We start from the raw sequence: 13,690 nt of genomic DNA, 5'->3' as shown, positions 1-13,690 counted from the left end.
AAGTTCCATGCGTCCCAGCCAACGTGCCGCCGACCAGCTGCGCCAAGTCCGCATCACCCGCCGTTTCACCCGCCATGCCGAAGGTTCGGTGCTGGTGGAAATGGGCGACACCAAGGTGCTGTGCACCGCCAGCATCGAGGAAAACCTGCCGCCCTTCCTGCGCGGCAAGGGTCAGGGCTGGGTCACCGCCGAATACGGCATGCTGCCCCGCTCCACCCACACCCGCAGTTCCCGGGAAGCGGCCAAGGGCAAGCAGACCGGCCGCACCCAGGAAATCCAGCGCCTCATCGGCCGTTCCCTGCGCGCCGTCACCGATCTCAAGGCCCTGGGCGAGCGCCAGATCACCCTGGACTGCGACGTGCTGCAGGCCGACGGCGGCACCCGCTGTGCCTCCATCACCGGCGCCTGGGTGGCCCTGTGGGACGCCTGCCAGTCCCTGGTGGCCGCCGGCAAGCTGAGCGAAAACCCTCTCAAGGAACACGTGGCCGCCATCTCCGTCGGCATCTACAAGGGCACCCCGGTGCTGGACCTGGACTACCCGGAAGATTCCGACTGCGACACCGACATGAACGTGATCATGACCGGCAGCGGCGGACTGGTGGAAGTCCAGGGCACGGCCGAAGGCGAGCCCTTCTCCCGGCAGCAGATGAATGTGCTGCTGGACCTGGCCGAAGCCGGCATCCGCCAGCTCATCCACGCCCAGGAATCCGCCCTGGCGGATTGATTCGGAGCCCGTCATGGCCCAGGAAACCTCCCGCGACCCGATCAAGGCCCTGCTCGACGATCTGGAACAGTCCATCGCCGATTTCGATCAGCGCCTGGGTGGTGTCGAGGAGTCTCCCGCCGTGACCGGTCTGCGTTCTTCCGGGCAGCGCTATCCTGACATCGAGCCCGAAGCCAGGCGTCAGCTGCCGCCTGCCGCCCCTGTTGCCGTTGCCGGCAATGCCGACGCAACCGCTGTGTCCGAAGCGCCGGCGGTGGACCTGCTGGCCGAACTGGCCCAGGCGGCGGCCTGCCGCAGCGTGGATGATGCGGAGACCCAGCGTCGCCAGCTGGAACTGACCGAGCGCCTGCACCAGGACCTGAAGACCGTCTTCGACTACCTCAACCAGCTCATCCGCCACGCCAACACCCTGAAGCCGGTGCTGCCCCGCAGCTACCGGCTGGATGCGCGCAACAGCTTCGACGGGCTGGCCTGGCATGACGGATTCGTCGATTACCGCAGCACCAGTCGCTTCGATCGCAGCTACTACGAGCAGATTCTTTTCCAGGTGAGCTACCGGGCGCCGGCGCCGCTGGTCGCGGTCTGCGCTGCAGACCAGGCTGCCATCGTGCGCAAGGAGCTGGAACTGGTGAACCTGCGCATCCAGCGAGAAGAGCCGGTGATGCTGCCGGAGGGCGGCCCCGGGGTGCGCTATGTGCTGCCGGATGCCATTCCGCTGCATCTGGCGGTACAGGCGGACTTCGCCAACGATGCCCTGACCTTCCGCTGCCGCAATGCCGGCAACTTCGGCCCAACCGCCTACCGGTTGCAAGGGGGGAGCATCACCCGGCCCCTGCTCGACGGCATCGGCCTGGTGCTGCTGGGCCGCAGCGACACCATGCCCAAGGAACTGCAACGCATTCCCTACCAACGGATCAACTGAGTCCCATGCAAAAGATTGTCCTCGCCTCCAACAATGCCAAGAAGCTCAAGGAACTGTCGGCCCTGCTGACACCCCTGGGCATCCAGCTCATTCCCCAGGGCGAGCTGGGGGTGCCGGAGGCGGAGGAGCCCCACCACACCTTCCTCGAAAACGCCCTGGCCAAGGCCCGCCATGCGGCCCAGCTGACCGGCCTGCCGGCCCTGGCCGACGACTCCGGCCTGTGCGTCAAGGCGTTGGGCGGCGCTCCCGGAGTGCAGTCGGCCCGCTATGCCGGCGAGCCCAAGTCCGATGCCCGCAACAACGAGAAGCTGCTGGCGGCCCTCACGGGCGTGGCCGACCGCCGTGCCCACTTCGTCTCCCTGCTGGTGCTGGTGCGCCACGGCGACGACCCCCAGCCCCTGGTGGCCGAGGGCGAGTGGCACGGCGAGATCATCGACCAGTACCGGGGCGAGGGCGGCTTTGGCTACGACCCCCTGTTCTACGTGCCGGCGGAGAAGGCGACGGCGGCCGAACTCTCCGCCGAGGTGAAGAACCGTCTCTCCCATCGTGGCCAGGCCATGGCCCGGCTGCTGGAACGCCTCAAGCTGGAACTGTGAGCCCGGCCGGCTCCGGGAAACCTTCCGGCGCTGCCGCGGTCCAGGGCAGGGTGTTCCGGTCTTGCCGCTCCGCGGCGGCCTGACTCAAAGCGCCTTCGTCCAGCCATCGCATCATGCCGCCTGCGGGCGGAAAGGTTTTCTTTCGTGTCGTCCCGTTCCCATCCTTCCTCCCGCATCATTCCCATCGTCGTCGCCGGCAGCACCCGCGCTGGCGGCAGTCCCCTGCACTTCACCAGTCCGCCGCCCCTCTCGCTCTACATCCACGTGCCCTGGTGCGTGAGGAAGTGCCCCTATTGCGATTTCAATTCCCATGAGGCCCGTCCGGAAAACGACGAGGCGGCCTATGTGGCGGCCCTTATCGCCGACCTGGAGAGCGCCCTGCCCTCGGTGTGGGGACGCAAGGTATCCACCATTTTCATCGGCGGTGGCACGCCCAGCCTGCTCTCCGGCGAGGCCCTGCACGAACTGCTGAACGCGGTGCGCATGCGTCTGCCTCTGCTGCCCGAGGCGGAGGTGACCCTGGAGGCCAACCCGGGCACCGCCGAGGCGGGCAAGTTCGCCGCCTTCCGGGCCGCCGGGGTGAATCGTCTGTCCCTCGGCATCCAGAGCTTCAACGACCGGCACCTTGAGGCCCTGGGGCGCATCCACGACAGCGCCGAGGCCAGGGCTGCCATCGAGCTGGCCAAAACCCACTTCGAGCGCTTCAACCTGGACCTGATGTACGGCCTGCCCCAGCAGTCCCAGGCCGAAGCGATGGCAGACCTGGAGACGGCCCTCTCCTTTGCGCCACCCCATCTTTCCTGCTACCAGCTGACCCTGGAGCCCAATACCCTCTTTGCCGCCCGGCCGCCCCAGCTGCCCGAGGGCGACACCTGCGCCGACATGCAGGACGCCATCGAGGCCTGCCTGGCCGCCGCCGGCTATGTGCATTACGAAACCTCGGCCTTCGCCCGGCCCGGTTATCAGTGCCGGCACAACCTCAACTACTGGACCTTCGGCGACTACCTGGGCATCGGCGCCGGCGCCCATGGCAAGCTGACCCTGCCGGACCACAGCGGCTTCTCGGTGCAACGCCAGATGCGCTGGAAACAGCCCAAGCAGTACCTGGAGCAGGTGGCTGCCGGTCAGCCGGTACAGGAGCAGCACGGCGTGGGGGCGGACGAGCTGCCCTTCGAATTCCTCATGAACGCCCTGCGCCTCAACCAGGGCTTCGATCCGGCCCTCTTCGAGCAGCGCACCGGCCTGCCCCTGCTTCTGGTGCGGGGCGAGCTGGAAAAAGCGGCCCGGGAAGGGCTGCTGACCCTAGGGCCGGACTGCATCGCCCCGACCGAGCGGGGCCGGCGCTTCCTCAACGCCCTGCTGGAACGCTTCCTGCCGGGTTAACGCCGCCGGCTGCCGCTGCCGCCAAGAATCGACCCCAGCACCCCGCGGATGATCTCCCGGCCGATCTGGGAGCCGATGGCGCGGGCGGCGCTCTTGGCGACGGTGGTGAGGACGGAGTCGCTCTGGCGGCCGCGGGGGCTTTGGCCGCTGCCCAGCACATCCCCCAGCACGCCGCCGAAAAGGCCGCCGCCATTGGCTTGCGGGGCAGGGGAGGCCGGCGCCGGCTGGGCCTGGGCGGGCGGTGCGGTGCGGCCCTTGAGGATTTCGTAGGCCGATTCCCGATCCACTGCCTGTTCATAGTGGCCGTACAGCACGGAATCGCGGACGGCCTGCTGGCGCTCCTCAGCGCTCAAGGGGCCGATGCGGGAGGCGGGGGGCAGGATGAAGGCCCGTTCCACCACATTGGGCCGGCCTTTTTCGTCCAGGCAGGAGACCAGGGCTTCGCCGACACCCAGTTCGGTGATGGCCGCCTCGGCGTCGAAGGCCGGATTGGCGCGCAGGGTCTGGGCGGCGGATTTGACGGCCTTCTGGTCCCGCGGGGTGAAGGCGCGCAGGGCGTGCTGCACCCGGTTGCCGAGCTGGCCGAGGACGGTGTCGGGAATGTCCAGGGGGTTCTGGGTGACGAAGTACACGCCGACGCCCTTGGAGCGGATCAGGCGCACCACCTGCTCCACCTTTTCCAGCAGGGCCGGCGGGGCTTCGTTGAAGAGCAGGTGGGCTTCGTCGAAGAAGAACACCAGCTTGGGCTTTTCCAGGTCCCCCACTTCCGGCAGGTGCTCGAACAGTTCGGCCAGCAGCCATAGCAGGAAGGTGGCATAGAGGCGAGGCGCGCCCATCAGCTTGTCCGCCGCCAGGATGTTCACCACGCCCTTGCCATTGTCGGTCTGCATGAGATCGGCGATGTCCAGCATGGGCTCGCCGAAGAAGCTGTCGCCGCCCTGTTCGCCCAGGGTCAGGAGGGCGCGCTGGATGGCGCCGATGGAGGCGGCGGAGACGTTGCCGTACTCGCTGGTGAATTCCTTGGCGTGCTCGCCCACGTGCTGCACCATGGCCCGCAGGTCCTTCAGGTCCAGCAGCATCAGGCCCTGGTCGTCGGCGATCTTGAACACCAGCTGCAGCACCCCGCTCTGGGTGTCGTTGAGGTTGAGCAGGCGGGCCAGCAGCAGGGGGCCCATGTCGGAAATGGTGGCCCGCACCGGGTGGCCCTGCTGGCTGAAGACGTCCCAGAAGACGGTGGGGAAGGATGTCGGAGTCCAGTCGGTGACGCCCAGGTGGTGCAGCCGCTCCTCCAGCTTGGGCGAGGTCTTGCCGGCGGCGGCCAGGCCCGAGAGGTCGCCCTTGGCGTCGGCCAGGAAGACGGGCACACCGATGCTGGAGAAGCGCTCCGCCAGCACCTGCAGGGTGATGGTCTTGCCGGTGCCGGTGGCGCCGGTGATGAGGCCGTGGCGGTTGGCCAGGGCGGGCAGGAGAGCCAGGTCGGTGGCGGCGTGGCGGGCGATGACAAGGGGCTGGGCCATGAGTGGGGTCCGGTGGCTATGCTAGAATTGTCCGATTCTATCAACAGTTTTTCGCTACGAGGTTAGCCATGGCCGGACACTCCAAATGGGCCAATATCCAGCACCGCAAGGGCCGTCAGGACGCCAAGCGGGGCAAGGTCTTCACCAAGCTGATCAAGGAAATCACCGTCGCCGCCAAGATGGGCGGGGGCGATCCGGCCATGAATCCGCGCCTGCGCCTGGCCATGGAAAAGGCCAAGGGCGAATCCATGCCCAAGGACAACATCGACAACGCCATCAAGCGCGGCACCGGCCAGCTGGAAGGCGTCAGCTATGAGGAAATCCGCTACGAAGGCTACGGCATCGGCGGCGCCGCGGTGATGGTGGACTGCCTCACCGACAACCGGGTGCGCACCGTGGCCGATGTGCGCCACGCCTTCAACAAGTACGGCGGCAACATGGGCACCGAAGGCTGCGTTTCCTTCCAGTTCAAGCACTGCGGCCAGATGCTGTTCGCCCCCGGCGCCGACGAGGCCGCCATCATGGATGCGGCCATCGAGGCCGGCGCCGACGACATCATCACCAACGACGACGGCTCCATCGAAGTGCTGACCCCGCCCAACGACCTGCTGAACGTGCAGGAAGCCCTGGAGAAGGCCGGCTTCAAGCCCGAGATGGCGGAAGTGACCATGAAGGCGCTGAACGAATCCGAACTGACCGGGGAAGACGCCCAGCGCATGCAGAAGCTGATCGACGCCCTGGAGTCCCTGGACGACGTGCAGGAGGTTTACACCTCCGCCGTGATGGACGAATAATCGGCCCGGTCTGCTTTTGTTCCCCCGAGAAAGCGGCGCCTGGCGCCGCTTTTTCTTTTGTCGCGAGGCCTCGTGCGCAAGTTTCTGCCCTTTCTCTTCGTGCTGCTGTGGAGCACCGGCTTCATCGGCGCCAAGTACGGCCTGCCCTATGCGGAGCCCCTGACCTTCCTCAGCGCCCGCTATCTCCTGGTGCTCGGACTGATGCTGCCGGTGGCCCTTGTATTTCGCGCCTCCTGGCCTGCCACCCGCCAGGAATGGCTGCACATCGGCTTCTCCGGGGTGCTGCTGCATGCGGTCTATCTCGGCGGCGTCTTCATGGCCATCCACCGCGGTCTGCCGGCCGGCATCACCGCCCTGGTGGTGGGCATGCAGCCCCTGCTGACCGCCCTGGGGGCCGGCTGGCTGCTGAGGGAGGCGGTCAGCCGGCGCCAGTGGCTGGGTCTGGTGCTGGGCCTGAGCGGCGTGGGTCTGGTGGTTTCCGGCAAGTTCGGCAGCCAGCCCCTGGCCGAGCTGCTGCCGGCCATTGTTCCGGCCCTGGTGGCCCTGCTCGGCATCACCCTGGGCACCCTGTACCAGAAGCGCTTCTGCCCTGCCTTCGACCTGCGTTCCGGCGCCGTCATCCAGTTCCTGCCGACGGCGGTGCTGACCCTGCTGGTGGCCGGCGCCAGCGAGAGCCAGGAGATCGCCTGGAGCGGTACCTTCGTTTTCGCCCTGCTGTGGCTGGTGCTGGTGCTGTCGGTGGGCGCCATCAGCCTGCTCAACGTGCTCATCCGCAGCGGCAGCGCCGTCAATGTGGCCAGCCTGTTCTACCTGACGCCGCCCACCACCGCCCTCATCGCCTGGGCCGCCTTTGGCGAAACCCTTTCCGGCCCGGCCCTGGCGGGCATGGGGCTGGCCGTGGCCGGCGTGTACCTGGCGCGGCGGGCCTAGGCGGTGTACAGGGGGTAGAGGGTCGCTTCCTCGCGCTGGATGCGCTCCACCAGCACCTTGCCGACGCCGGCCAGCTCATCGACGAAGGCCGGGGCCAACCCCGGCTCGGCGGCCAGGTTCTGGTACTTGCGCAGGAAGGCGGCCAGGGCCTTGCCGATGCCGTCCATCTCCTGGCGGAACTCGTGGATCAGGGCGAAGCTGGAGGGATCGCCGGCCAGCTGGTGCTCCAGGTAGATGTAGAGGCGCACATTCTCGGTCAGCAGGTGGCCCTGCAGCCGTACCCGGAATTTCTCCAGCAGTGAGGCGGCCTCCGCCAGGTTGCCCTGGGCGGCGGCGCTCTGGATGGCGCCGAAGGCCTGCAGCAGCACCAGGTGCTCGTCGGTGAGCTGGTGCACTAGGGCCGGATGGTAGTGAATCTGGGTTCCCGGCGCCGGGCCGCTGCGGGTAGCCGGAACCGGCTCGGGCATGGGCGGGGCCTCGGGGGCGGGCGGCGGCGGTGAATCGCCAAAGATTTTGCGTAACAGTGACATGGTTCTCCCTCCTGCGACGGTGTGGACACAGGGAATTGGTTTTTATGCCTGCCAATTTGGGCGGGAGTCCATGACGAATCCTTAACCCGTGTCAAATTTCGGGCCTGCGCTCCCGTCGGGCGCGACAGGCGGCGTCCGCCCCCTTAGAATGCTGCCATGTCCGCCATCCCCCCCGTCTCCGCCAAGCCGAATGCCGCCGCCGCACCCGTGCCGGTACGCATCCTCGGCATCGACCCGGGGCTGCGTTGCACCGGCTTCGGCCTCATCGACAAGCTGGGCAACAAGCTGGCCTACGTCAGCAGCGGCTGCATCCGCACCGACGACACCCGCACCCTGCCGGAGCGCCTGGAGGTGATCTACCAAGGCATCCGGGAAATCGTCGCCGCCCACGGCCCGGCCCAGGCGGCGGTGGAAAAGGTCTTTGTGAACGTCAATCCCCAGTCCACCCTGCTGCTGGGCCAGGCCCGCGGCGCCGCCATCACCGCCCTGGTGTCCACCGGCCTGCCGGTGGGCGAGTACACCGCCCTGCAGGTGAAGCAGGCGGTGGTGGGCAACGGCAAGGCGGCCAAGGAACAGGTGCAGCACATGGTCAAGCGCCTCCTCAGCCTGCCCGGCGACCCGTCCGCCGACGCCGCCGATGCCCTGGCCTGTGCCATCGCCCACGCCCACGGCGGCCAGGGGCTGGGCCACATCGCCACCGCCGGCCTGCGGGTGCGCGGCGGCCGCCTGATGGAAGCCCCCAATCCAAGGAAGAGAACATGATCGGAAGACTCACCGGCCTCCTGGCCGAAAAGAATCCCCCCCAGGTGGTCCTGGACGTGCAGGGCGTTGGCTACGAGGTGGATGTGCCCATGAGCACCTTCTACAACCTGCCGGGCAACGGCGACAAGGTGACCCTGCTGACCCACTTCGTGGTGCGGGAGGACGGCCATTTTCTCTTCGGCTTCCTCACCGAGGCGGAGCGTTTCGCCTTCCGCCAGCTGATCAAGATTTCCGGCGTCGGCCCCCGCATGGCCCTGGCCATTCTCTCCGGCCTTTCCGTCAGCGACCTGGCGGCGGCCATCTCCCGCCAGGAGGCCGGCCGCCTGACCAAGGTGCCGGGTATCGGCAAGAAGACTGCCGAGCGCCTGCTGCTGGAACTGAAGGACAAGCTGGCCCCGGTGGTGGGCGGCGGGGCCGCTGCGACCCTGGTGGTGCACGACGACCAGTCGGACATCCTCAATGCGCTGCTGGCCCTGGGCTACAACGAGCGGGAAGCCGCCGCCGCCCTCAAGCAGTTGCCCGCCGGCAGCGGCGTTTCGGACGGCATCCGCCAGGCCCTCAAACTGCTGGCCAAGCCCTGAGGGGGCGGCGGGAGTAAAATGGCGGCTTACCGGGCCTCGCCCGCCGCACTTTCCAGGCTCACTCCAGGCTTTCCATGATCGAAACCGATTCCTTTGATTCCTCCTTCGACGCCGACGCCGGCCGTCTCATCGGCGCCGAGAGCAAGTCGGCCCAGGAGGAAGCCATCGAGCGCGCCCTGCGGCCCAAGCGCCTGGCGGATTACGTCGGTCAGGCCAAGATCCGGGAGCAGCTCTCCATCTTCATCCACGCCGCCAAGCGGCGCAGCGAGGCCCTCGACCACGTCCTGCTGTTCGGCCCGCCGGGCCTGGGCAAGACCACCCTGGCCCACATCGTGGCCGCCGAAATGGGCGTGAACCTGCGCCAGACCTCGGGACCGGTGCTGGAGCGGGCCGGCGACCTGGCCGCCATTCTGACCAACCTGGAACCGCACGACGTGCTGTTCATCGACGAAATCCACCGTCTCAGTCCGGTGGTGGAGGAAATCCTCTACCCGGCCCTGGAGGATTTCCAGATCGACATCATGATCGGCGAGGGCCCGGCGGCCCGCTCGGTGAAGCTGGACCTGCCGCCCTTCACCCTGGTGGGCGCCACCACCCGGGCCGGCATGCTGACCAACCCCCTGCGGGACCGCTTCGGCATCGTCGCCCGGCTGGAGTTCTACAACGCCCAGGAACTGACCCACATCGTCACCCGCTCGGCCCAGCTGCTCAACGTGGCCATCGAGCCGGAAGGGGCCCTGGAGATCGCCCGCCGCTCCCGCGGCACGCCCCGCATCGCCAACCGCCTGCTGCGCCGGGTGCGGGACTACGCCGAGGTCAAGGCCGACGGCATCATCACCCGGGAGGTGGCCGACGCAGCCCTTTCCATGCTGGACGTGGACCACGGTGGCCTGGACCTGATGGACCGCAAGCTGCTCTCCGCCGTGATCGACAAGTTTGCCGGCGGTCCGGTAGGCGTGGACAACCTGGCCGCCGCCATCGGCGAGGCCCGGGACACCATCGAGGACGTGCTGGAACCCTACCTGATCCAGCAGGGCTACCTGCAGCGCACCCCCCGGGGCCGCATCGCCACCCCGGCCATCTACCGCCACCTGGGGCTGGAGGCGCCCGGCACCCCGGCCGCCACGCCCGACCTGTGGTCCCCCAAGGAGCAATGAGGACGGCTGTTACAGACTGTCATCGTCCCCAGGCCCCGAGCCGCCTAGAATTACGCCCATGAGCCATCCTGCCGACCACGCCTTCACCATTCCGGTTCGCGTCTATTACGAGGACACGGATGCGGGCGGCGTGGTCTACTACGCCAACTACCTGCGTTTTTTCGAGCGCTGCCGCACCGAATGGCTGCGCAGCATCGGCCATCACCAGGTGGACCTGCTGGCGGAGCAGGGCGTCGCCTTCGTCGTCCGTTCCGTCAGTTGCGACTACCTGCGGCCGGCCCGGCTCGACGACCTGCTGACCATCGGCCTGGCCGTGGAAAAGCTCGGCCGCGCCCAGATCACCTTCCGCCAGTTCGCCCGTCGCCACGGCAGCGACGACGACCTGGTGAGCGGTACCGTCCAGATCGTTTGCGTCAAGCTGGACGCCATGAAAACCACCCCCATTCCCGAATTCCTGCGCGAGAAACTGGAAGCCCTGCAATGAACGTCACCCAAGACCTCTCCATCCTTTCCCTCATCACCCAGGCCAGCGCCGTCGTCCAGGTCGTCATGGCCCTGCTGGCCGGCGTTTCCTTCATGTCCTGGTACTACATCTTCCGCAAGCTCTACGCGGTAAAGAATGCGCGCAACCAGACCGAGCAGTTCGAGCGGGACTTCTGGAGCGGCGGCGACCTCAACCGCCTCTACCAGAACGCCGTCGAGCAGCGCCACGACACCGGCGCCATGGAGCGGGTGTTCGAGGCCGGCTTCCGGGAATTCACCAAGCTGCGCAACCAGAAGAACCTGGAAGCCAAGGACGTGGTGGACGGCTCCCGCCGCGCCATGCGCGCCACCTACCAGCGGGAGATCGACGACCTGGAATCCCACCTGGCCTTCCTCGCCTCCGTCGGCTCCGTCTCCCCCTACATCGGCCTCTTCGGCACCGTGTGGGGCATCATGCATGCCTTCCGCGGCCTCTCCAACGTGGGCCAGGCGACCCTGGCTTCCGTCGCTCCCGGTATTGCCGAAGCCCTGGTGGCCACGGCCATCGGCCTCTTTGCCGCCATCCCCGCGGTGCTGGCCTACAACCGCTTCGCCCACGACATCGACCGCCTCTCCACCCGCTTCGAGAGCTTCATGGAAGAGTTCTCCAACATCCTGCAGCGGCAGATGCGTTAAGGGGCCGGAGCCATGCGTCCGCGTCGCCTTAAAAACGAAATCAACGTCGTTCCCTACATCGACGTCATGCTGGTGCTGCTGGTCATCTTCATGGTGGCCACGCCCATGATGCAGACCGGCTCGGTGGACCTGCCCTCCACCGGCAAGTCCTCCGCCGTGCCGGAAAATCCCTACCGGGTCATGGTCAAGGCCGACGGCAGCATTGCCGTGCAGGATGCCCGGGGCAAGGAAAAATCCATCGACCGCCGCCAGCTCAACGACCTGCTGGCCACCGAGCTGGAGGCCAATCCGGAACTGCCGGTGCTGGTGGTGGGCGACAAGGCCGCCCGCTACGACGCCGTGCTCGAGGTGCTGGACCAGATCAAGCTGCAGAACATCAAGCGGGTCGGCCTGGAGACCGTGCGCAAGTGAGTTCCCCGATGAAAGCCGGAACGGACATGCCCTTCGAACGGCGGGCGGAGCCGGGCAAGCGCAAGGCCCTGATCCTGGCGATCCTGGTGCACCTGCTGCTGGCCATCTTCCTCTTCTTCGGCATCCGCTGGCAGACCAAGCACGAGGCGGTGGAGGTCGAGCTGTGGAGCGACGTGCCCCAGGGCGCCTACAAGCCGCCCCCGCCGCCGCCGGAACCGAAGCCCGTGCCCAAACCGGAGCCGAAGCCCGAACCCAAGCCCGAGGTGAAACCGGACCCGAAGCCGGCGCCCAAGCCTGACATCGTGCTCAAGGAAGAGAAGAAAAAGCCGGAGCCGAAAAAGGAAGAGCCGAAACCCGAACCCAAGAAGGAGGAGAAGAAGCCCGAGACTCCCGACTGGCAGAAGGAATTGGAACGGGACCAGCGGGACCTCAAGCAGCGCCAGCGTGAGCAGGCCCTGAAGGAGCAGCTGAACCGGGAAATGAACATGCAGCAGGCCGCCGGCAAGGAGGCTGCCGCCGCCTCTTCCCGCAGCAAGGGCCTGGCTTCCTACGTGGACAAGATCCGCGCCAAGGTGCGGGGCAACCTGGGCTTCGTCAGCGTCAGCGGCAATCCCACGGCCAAGTTCCTGGTGACCCAGCTGCCCAGCGGCGAGATCATCAGCGCCCGCATGACACGTTCCAGCGGCGTGCCGGCCTACGACAGCGCCGTCGAACGGGCCATCATGAAGTCCTCGCCCCTGCCCCTGCCCGACGACAAGTCGGCTTTCCACCGGGAACTGGAGCTGACCTTCTGTCCCCAGGAAGGGACTTCCGGCTGCTCCCCCTGATTCTTTGTCATTCCCCCTTACGTTACCTTTCGTTACGCGGCAGCGTCGGGGGCTTTGGGTATAATCGGACCTTTTTCCGGCCCAGGTTTCTTCAATGACCGTGATTGCGCGCTATTTTTCCCGGGTTCTGCTCGGCTTGTCCCTGCTTGCCGCCCTGGGGGGCGCCCACGCCCAGCTTGCCATTGAAATCACCGGTGCCGGCGCCCACCGCCTGCCCATTGCCATCGCCGACTTTGCCGGCGAACCGGGCTACTCCCGGGCCCTGACCTCGGTCATTCGCGCCGATCTGGAGCGTTCCGGCCTGTTCCGTCTGGTGGAGCCGGGCCCGACCCCCATCAGCGAAAACGACAACGTGGATTTCGGCGCCTGGAAGAACAAGGGCGCCGACGCCTTCGTCGGCGGCAGCCTGGTGGCCGATGCCGGCGGCAAGTTCGAAGCCCGTTTCCGCCTCTACGACGTTTCCAAGCAGGCCTCCCTGGGCGGCGTCGCCTTCGTCACCACCCCCAACATGCTGCGCGCCGCCGGCCACCGCATCGCCGACTACATCTACGAGAAACTGATCGGCGAAAAGGGCTACTTCTCCACCCGCATCGCCTACGTGGTCAAGCAGGCCGGCCGCTACGAGCTGCAGATCGCCGATGCCGACGGCCAGAATGCCCAGCCGGCCCTGGTTTCCAAGGAGCCCATCATTTCCCCCGCCTGGTCGCCCGATGGCGGCCGCCTGGCCTACGTCTCCTTCGAGAACAAGAAGCCGGTGGTGTACGTGCATACCCTGGCCACCGGCCGGCGCACCGTGGTGGCCAACTTCAAGGGCTCCAACTCGGCGCCCGCCTGGGCCCCGGACGGCCGCCGCCTGGCGGTGACCCTGTCCAAGGACGGCGGCTCCCAGATCTATCTGGTCAATGCGGACGGCTCCGGTGCCCAGCGCCTGATGAGTTCCTCCTCCATCGACACCGAACCCCAGTTCTCGCCCGATGGCGAAAGCATCTACTTCACCTCCGACCGGGGCGGCGCGCCCCAGATCTACCGGGTTTCCGTCGGCGGCGGTGCGGCCCAGCGCGTCACCTTCGATGGCTCCTACAACGTTTCCCCCCGCCTCTCGCCGGACGGCCGCAGCATGGCCTTCATCTCCCGCAACGGCGGCCGCTTCCAGCTGGCCATCATGGACCTGGCGAGCAAGCAGGTGCAGATCCTCACCGATTCCCACAAGGATGAATCCCCCAGTTTCGCTTCCAATGGCCGCATGATCCTGTTCGCCACGGAAATGGGCGGGCGGGGCGTCCTTTCCGCTGTTTCGTCCGATGGTCGGGTCAAGCAGCGCCTTTCCGTCTCCGCCGGCGATGTTCGCGAACCGGCGTGGGGCCCTTACCTGAAGTAACGCGACGCAGCACCCATTTA

General features: G+C 67.2%; 16 protein-coding genes. 14 read left to right on the top strand and 2 right to left on the bottom strand.

Features of this window, described 5'->3' with window-relative positions; genetic code table 11:
• The first annotated feature begins 7 nt into the window (after positions 1 to 7).
• From rph to hemW, 4 genes are all read left to right on the top strand, one after another.
• Complete coding sequence (gene rph, locus OEL49_RS14265) at positions 8 to 724, top strand: ribonuclease PH (RefSeq protein WP_014235609.1); 717 nt, start codon at positions 8 to 10, stop codon at positions 722 to 724.
• A gap of 13 nt (positions 725 to 737) precedes the next feature.
• On the top strand, positions 738 to 1,646 hold the full coding sequence (locus OEL49_RS14260; protein ID WP_287875293.1) for a hypothetical protein: 909 nt from the start codon (positions 738 to 740) through the stop codon (positions 1,644 to 1,646).
• A 5-nt stretch (positions 1,647 to 1,651) separates the two neighbouring features.
• Positions 1,652 to 2,242 (top strand): RdgB/HAM1 family non-canonical purine NTP pyrophosphatase, encoded by a 591-nt coding sequence (gene rdgB / locus OEL49_RS14255; protein WP_014235607.1) that lies wholly within the window; start codon positions 1,652 to 1,654, stop codon positions 2,240 to 2,242.
• Between the two features lie 144 nt (positions 2,243 to 2,386).
• Positions 2,387 to 3,625 carry a radical SAM family heme chaperone HemW gene (gene hemW / locus OEL49_RS14250; RefSeq protein WP_287875291.1) on the top strand — a complete coding sequence of 413 codons (1,239 nt, stop codon included), beginning with the start codon at positions 2,387 to 2,389 and terminating at the stop codon, positions 3,623 to 3,625.
• Here the strand turns inward: hemW and OEL49_RS14245 are convergent.
• On the bottom strand, positions 3,622 to 5,142 hold the full coding sequence (locus OEL49_RS14245; protein WP_287875289.1) for a helicase HerA-like domain-containing protein: 1,521 nt from the start codon (positions 5,140 to 5,142) through the stop codon (positions 3,622 to 3,624). The genes hemW and OEL49_RS14245 overlap by 4 nt on opposite strands.
• 68 nt (positions 5,143 to 5,210) lie before the next feature.
• Here OEL49_RS14245 and OEL49_RS14240 point away from each other — a divergent pair, with 68 nt between their 5' ends.
• Together OEL49_RS14240 and OEL49_RS14235 are read left to right on the top strand one after the other, a co-directional pair.
• Complete coding sequence (locus tag OEL49_RS14240; RefSeq protein WP_014235604.1) at positions 5,211 to 5,936, top strand: YebC/PmpR family DNA-binding transcriptional regulator; 726 nt, start codon at positions 5,211 to 5,213, stop codon at positions 5,934 to 5,936.
• Positions 5,937 to 6,008: 72 nt separating this feature from the next.
• Entirely contained in the window at positions 6,009 to 6,866 is an 858-nt protein-coding gene (locus tag OEL49_RS14235) for a DMT family transporter (protein WP_287875287.1), read from the top strand.
• On the opposite strand, the gene OEL49_RS14230 is transcribed toward OEL49_RS14235, so the two are convergent.
• Positions 6,863 to 7,333: a hemerythrin domain-containing protein gene (locus OEL49_RS14230; protein ID WP_287875285.1), complete on the bottom strand. Its 471-nt coding sequence runs from the start codon at positions 7,331 to 7,333 to the stop codon at positions 6,863 to 6,865. The genes OEL49_RS14235 and OEL49_RS14230 overlap by 4 nt on opposite strands.
• A 219-nt stretch (positions 7,334 to 7,552) precedes the next feature.
• Between OEL49_RS14230 and ruvC the strand changes: the two genes are divergently transcribed.
• From ruvC to tolB, 8 genes are all read left to right on the top strand, one after another.
• Entirely contained in the window at positions 7,553 to 8,158 is a 606-nt protein-coding gene (gene ruvC, locus OEL49_RS14225) for a crossover junction endodeoxyribonuclease RuvC (RefSeq protein WP_172974744.1), read from the top strand.
• The gene (gene ruvA / locus OEL49_RS14220; protein WP_287875282.1) at positions 8,155 to 8,739 is read left to right on the top strand and encodes a Holliday junction branch migration protein RuvA; all 585 of its coding nucleotides are present in this window, start codon (positions 8,155 to 8,157) and stop codon (positions 8,737 to 8,739) included. Before ruvC ends, ruvA begins: the two co-directional genes overlap by 4 nt.
• Positions 8,740 to 8,813: 74 nt before the next feature.
• Positions 8,814 to 9,896, top strand: coding sequence for a Holliday junction branch migration DNA helicase RuvB (gene ruvB, locus OEL49_RS14215; RefSeq protein ID WP_014235599.1), 1,083 nt, complete (start codon positions 8,814 to 8,816; stop codon positions 9,894 to 9,896).
• Positions 9,897 to 9,954: 58 nt separating this feature from the next.
• Positions 9,955 to 10,380, top strand: coding sequence for a tol-pal system-associated acyl-CoA thioesterase (ybgC, locus tag OEL49_RS14210; RefSeq protein WP_130459839.1), 426 nt, complete (start codon positions 9,955 to 9,957; stop codon positions 10,378 to 10,380).
• Complete coding sequence (tolQ, locus tag OEL49_RS14205) at positions 10,377 to 11,054, top strand: protein TolQ (RefSeq protein ID WP_014235597.1); 678 nt, start codon at positions 10,377 to 10,379, stop codon at positions 11,052 to 11,054. The genes ybgC and tolQ overlap by 4 nt, the downstream gene beginning before the upstream one ends.
• A 12-nt stretch (positions 11,055 to 11,066) precedes the next feature.
• Complete coding sequence (locus OEL49_RS14200; protein ID WP_130459840.1) at positions 11,067 to 11,465, top strand: ExbD/TolR family protein; 399 nt, start codon at positions 11,067 to 11,069, stop codon at positions 11,463 to 11,465.
• A gap of 26 nt (positions 11,466 to 11,491) precedes the next feature.
• Positions 11,492 to 12,292, top strand: coding sequence for an energy transducer TonB (locus OEL49_RS14195; RefSeq protein ID WP_287875279.1), 801 nt, complete (start codon positions 11,492 to 11,494; stop codon positions 12,290 to 12,292).
• A gap of 94 nt (positions 12,293 to 12,386) precedes the next feature.
• Positions 12,387 to 13,670: a Tol-Pal system beta propeller repeat protein TolB gene (tolB, locus tag OEL49_RS14190; RefSeq protein WP_205229732.1), complete on the top strand. Its 1,284-nt coding sequence runs from the start codon at positions 12,387 to 12,389 to the stop codon at positions 13,668 to 13,670.
• Positions 13,671 to 13,690 lie beyond the last annotated feature (20 nt).

Origin of the sequence: Azospira sp. (genome assembly GCF_030247495.1) — a bacterium.
Lineage (GTDB): Bacteria > Pseudomonadota > Gammaproteobacteria > Burkholderiales > Rhodocyclaceae > Azospira > Azospira oryzae.
The sequence above is the reverse complement of the archived record's forward strand: the minus strand, read 5'-3'. Positions and strand labels throughout refer to the sequence as shown.

Bases quoted from the DNA above. Each gene is read 5' to 3' on its own strand.
- rph (WP_014235609.1), top strand. From the start codon at position 8: ATGCGTCCCAGCCAACGTGCCGCCGACCAGCTGCGCCAAGTCCGCATC.
- OEL49_RS14260 (WP_287875293.1), top strand. From the start codon at position 738: ATGGCCCAGGAAACCTCCCGCGACCCGATCAAGGCCCTGCTCGACGAT.
- rdgB (WP_014235607.1), top strand. From the start codon at position 1,652: ATGCAAAAGATTGTCCTCGCCTCCAACAATGCCAAGAAGCTCAAGGAA.
- OEL49_RS14245 (WP_287875289.1), bottom strand. From the start codon at position 5,142: ATGGCCCAGCCCCTTGTCATCGCCCGCCACGCCGCCACCGACCTGGCT.
- OEL49_RS14240 (WP_014235604.1), top strand. From the start codon at position 5,211: ATGGCCGGACACTCCAAATGGGCCAATATCCAGCACCGCAAGGGCCGT.
- OEL49_RS14230 (WP_287875285.1), bottom strand. From the start codon at position 7,333: ATGCCCGAGCCGGTTCCGGCTACCCGCAGCGGCCCGGCGCCGGGAACC.
- ruvC (WP_172974744.1), top strand. From the start codon at position 7,553: ATGTCCGCCATCCCCCCCGTCTCCGCCAAGCCGAATGCCGCCGCCGCA.
- ruvA (WP_287875282.1), top strand. From the start codon at position 8,155: ATGATCGGAAGACTCACCGGCCTCCTGGCCGAAAAGAATCCCCCCCAG.
- ruvB (WP_014235599.1), top strand. From the start codon at position 8,814: ATGATCGAAACCGATTCCTTTGATTCCTCCTTCGACGCCGACGCCGGC.
- ybgC (WP_130459839.1), top strand. From the start codon at position 9,955: ATGAGCCATCCTGCCGACCACGCCTTCACCATTCCGGTTCGCGTCTAT.
- tolQ (WP_014235597.1), top strand. From the start codon at position 10,377: ATGAACGTCACCCAAGACCTCTCCATCCTTTCCCTCATCACCCAGGCC.
- OEL49_RS14200 (WP_130459840.1), top strand. From the start codon at position 11,067: ATGCGTCCGCGTCGCCTTAAAAACGAAATCAACGTCGTTCCCTACATC.
- OEL49_RS14195 (WP_287875279.1), top strand. From the start codon at position 11,492: ATGCCCTTCGAACGGCGGGCGGAGCCGGGCAAGCGCAAGGCCCTGATC.
- tolB (WP_205229732.1), top strand. From the start codon at position 12,387: ATGACCGTGATTGCGCGCTATTTTTCCCGGGTTCTGCTCGGCTTGTCC.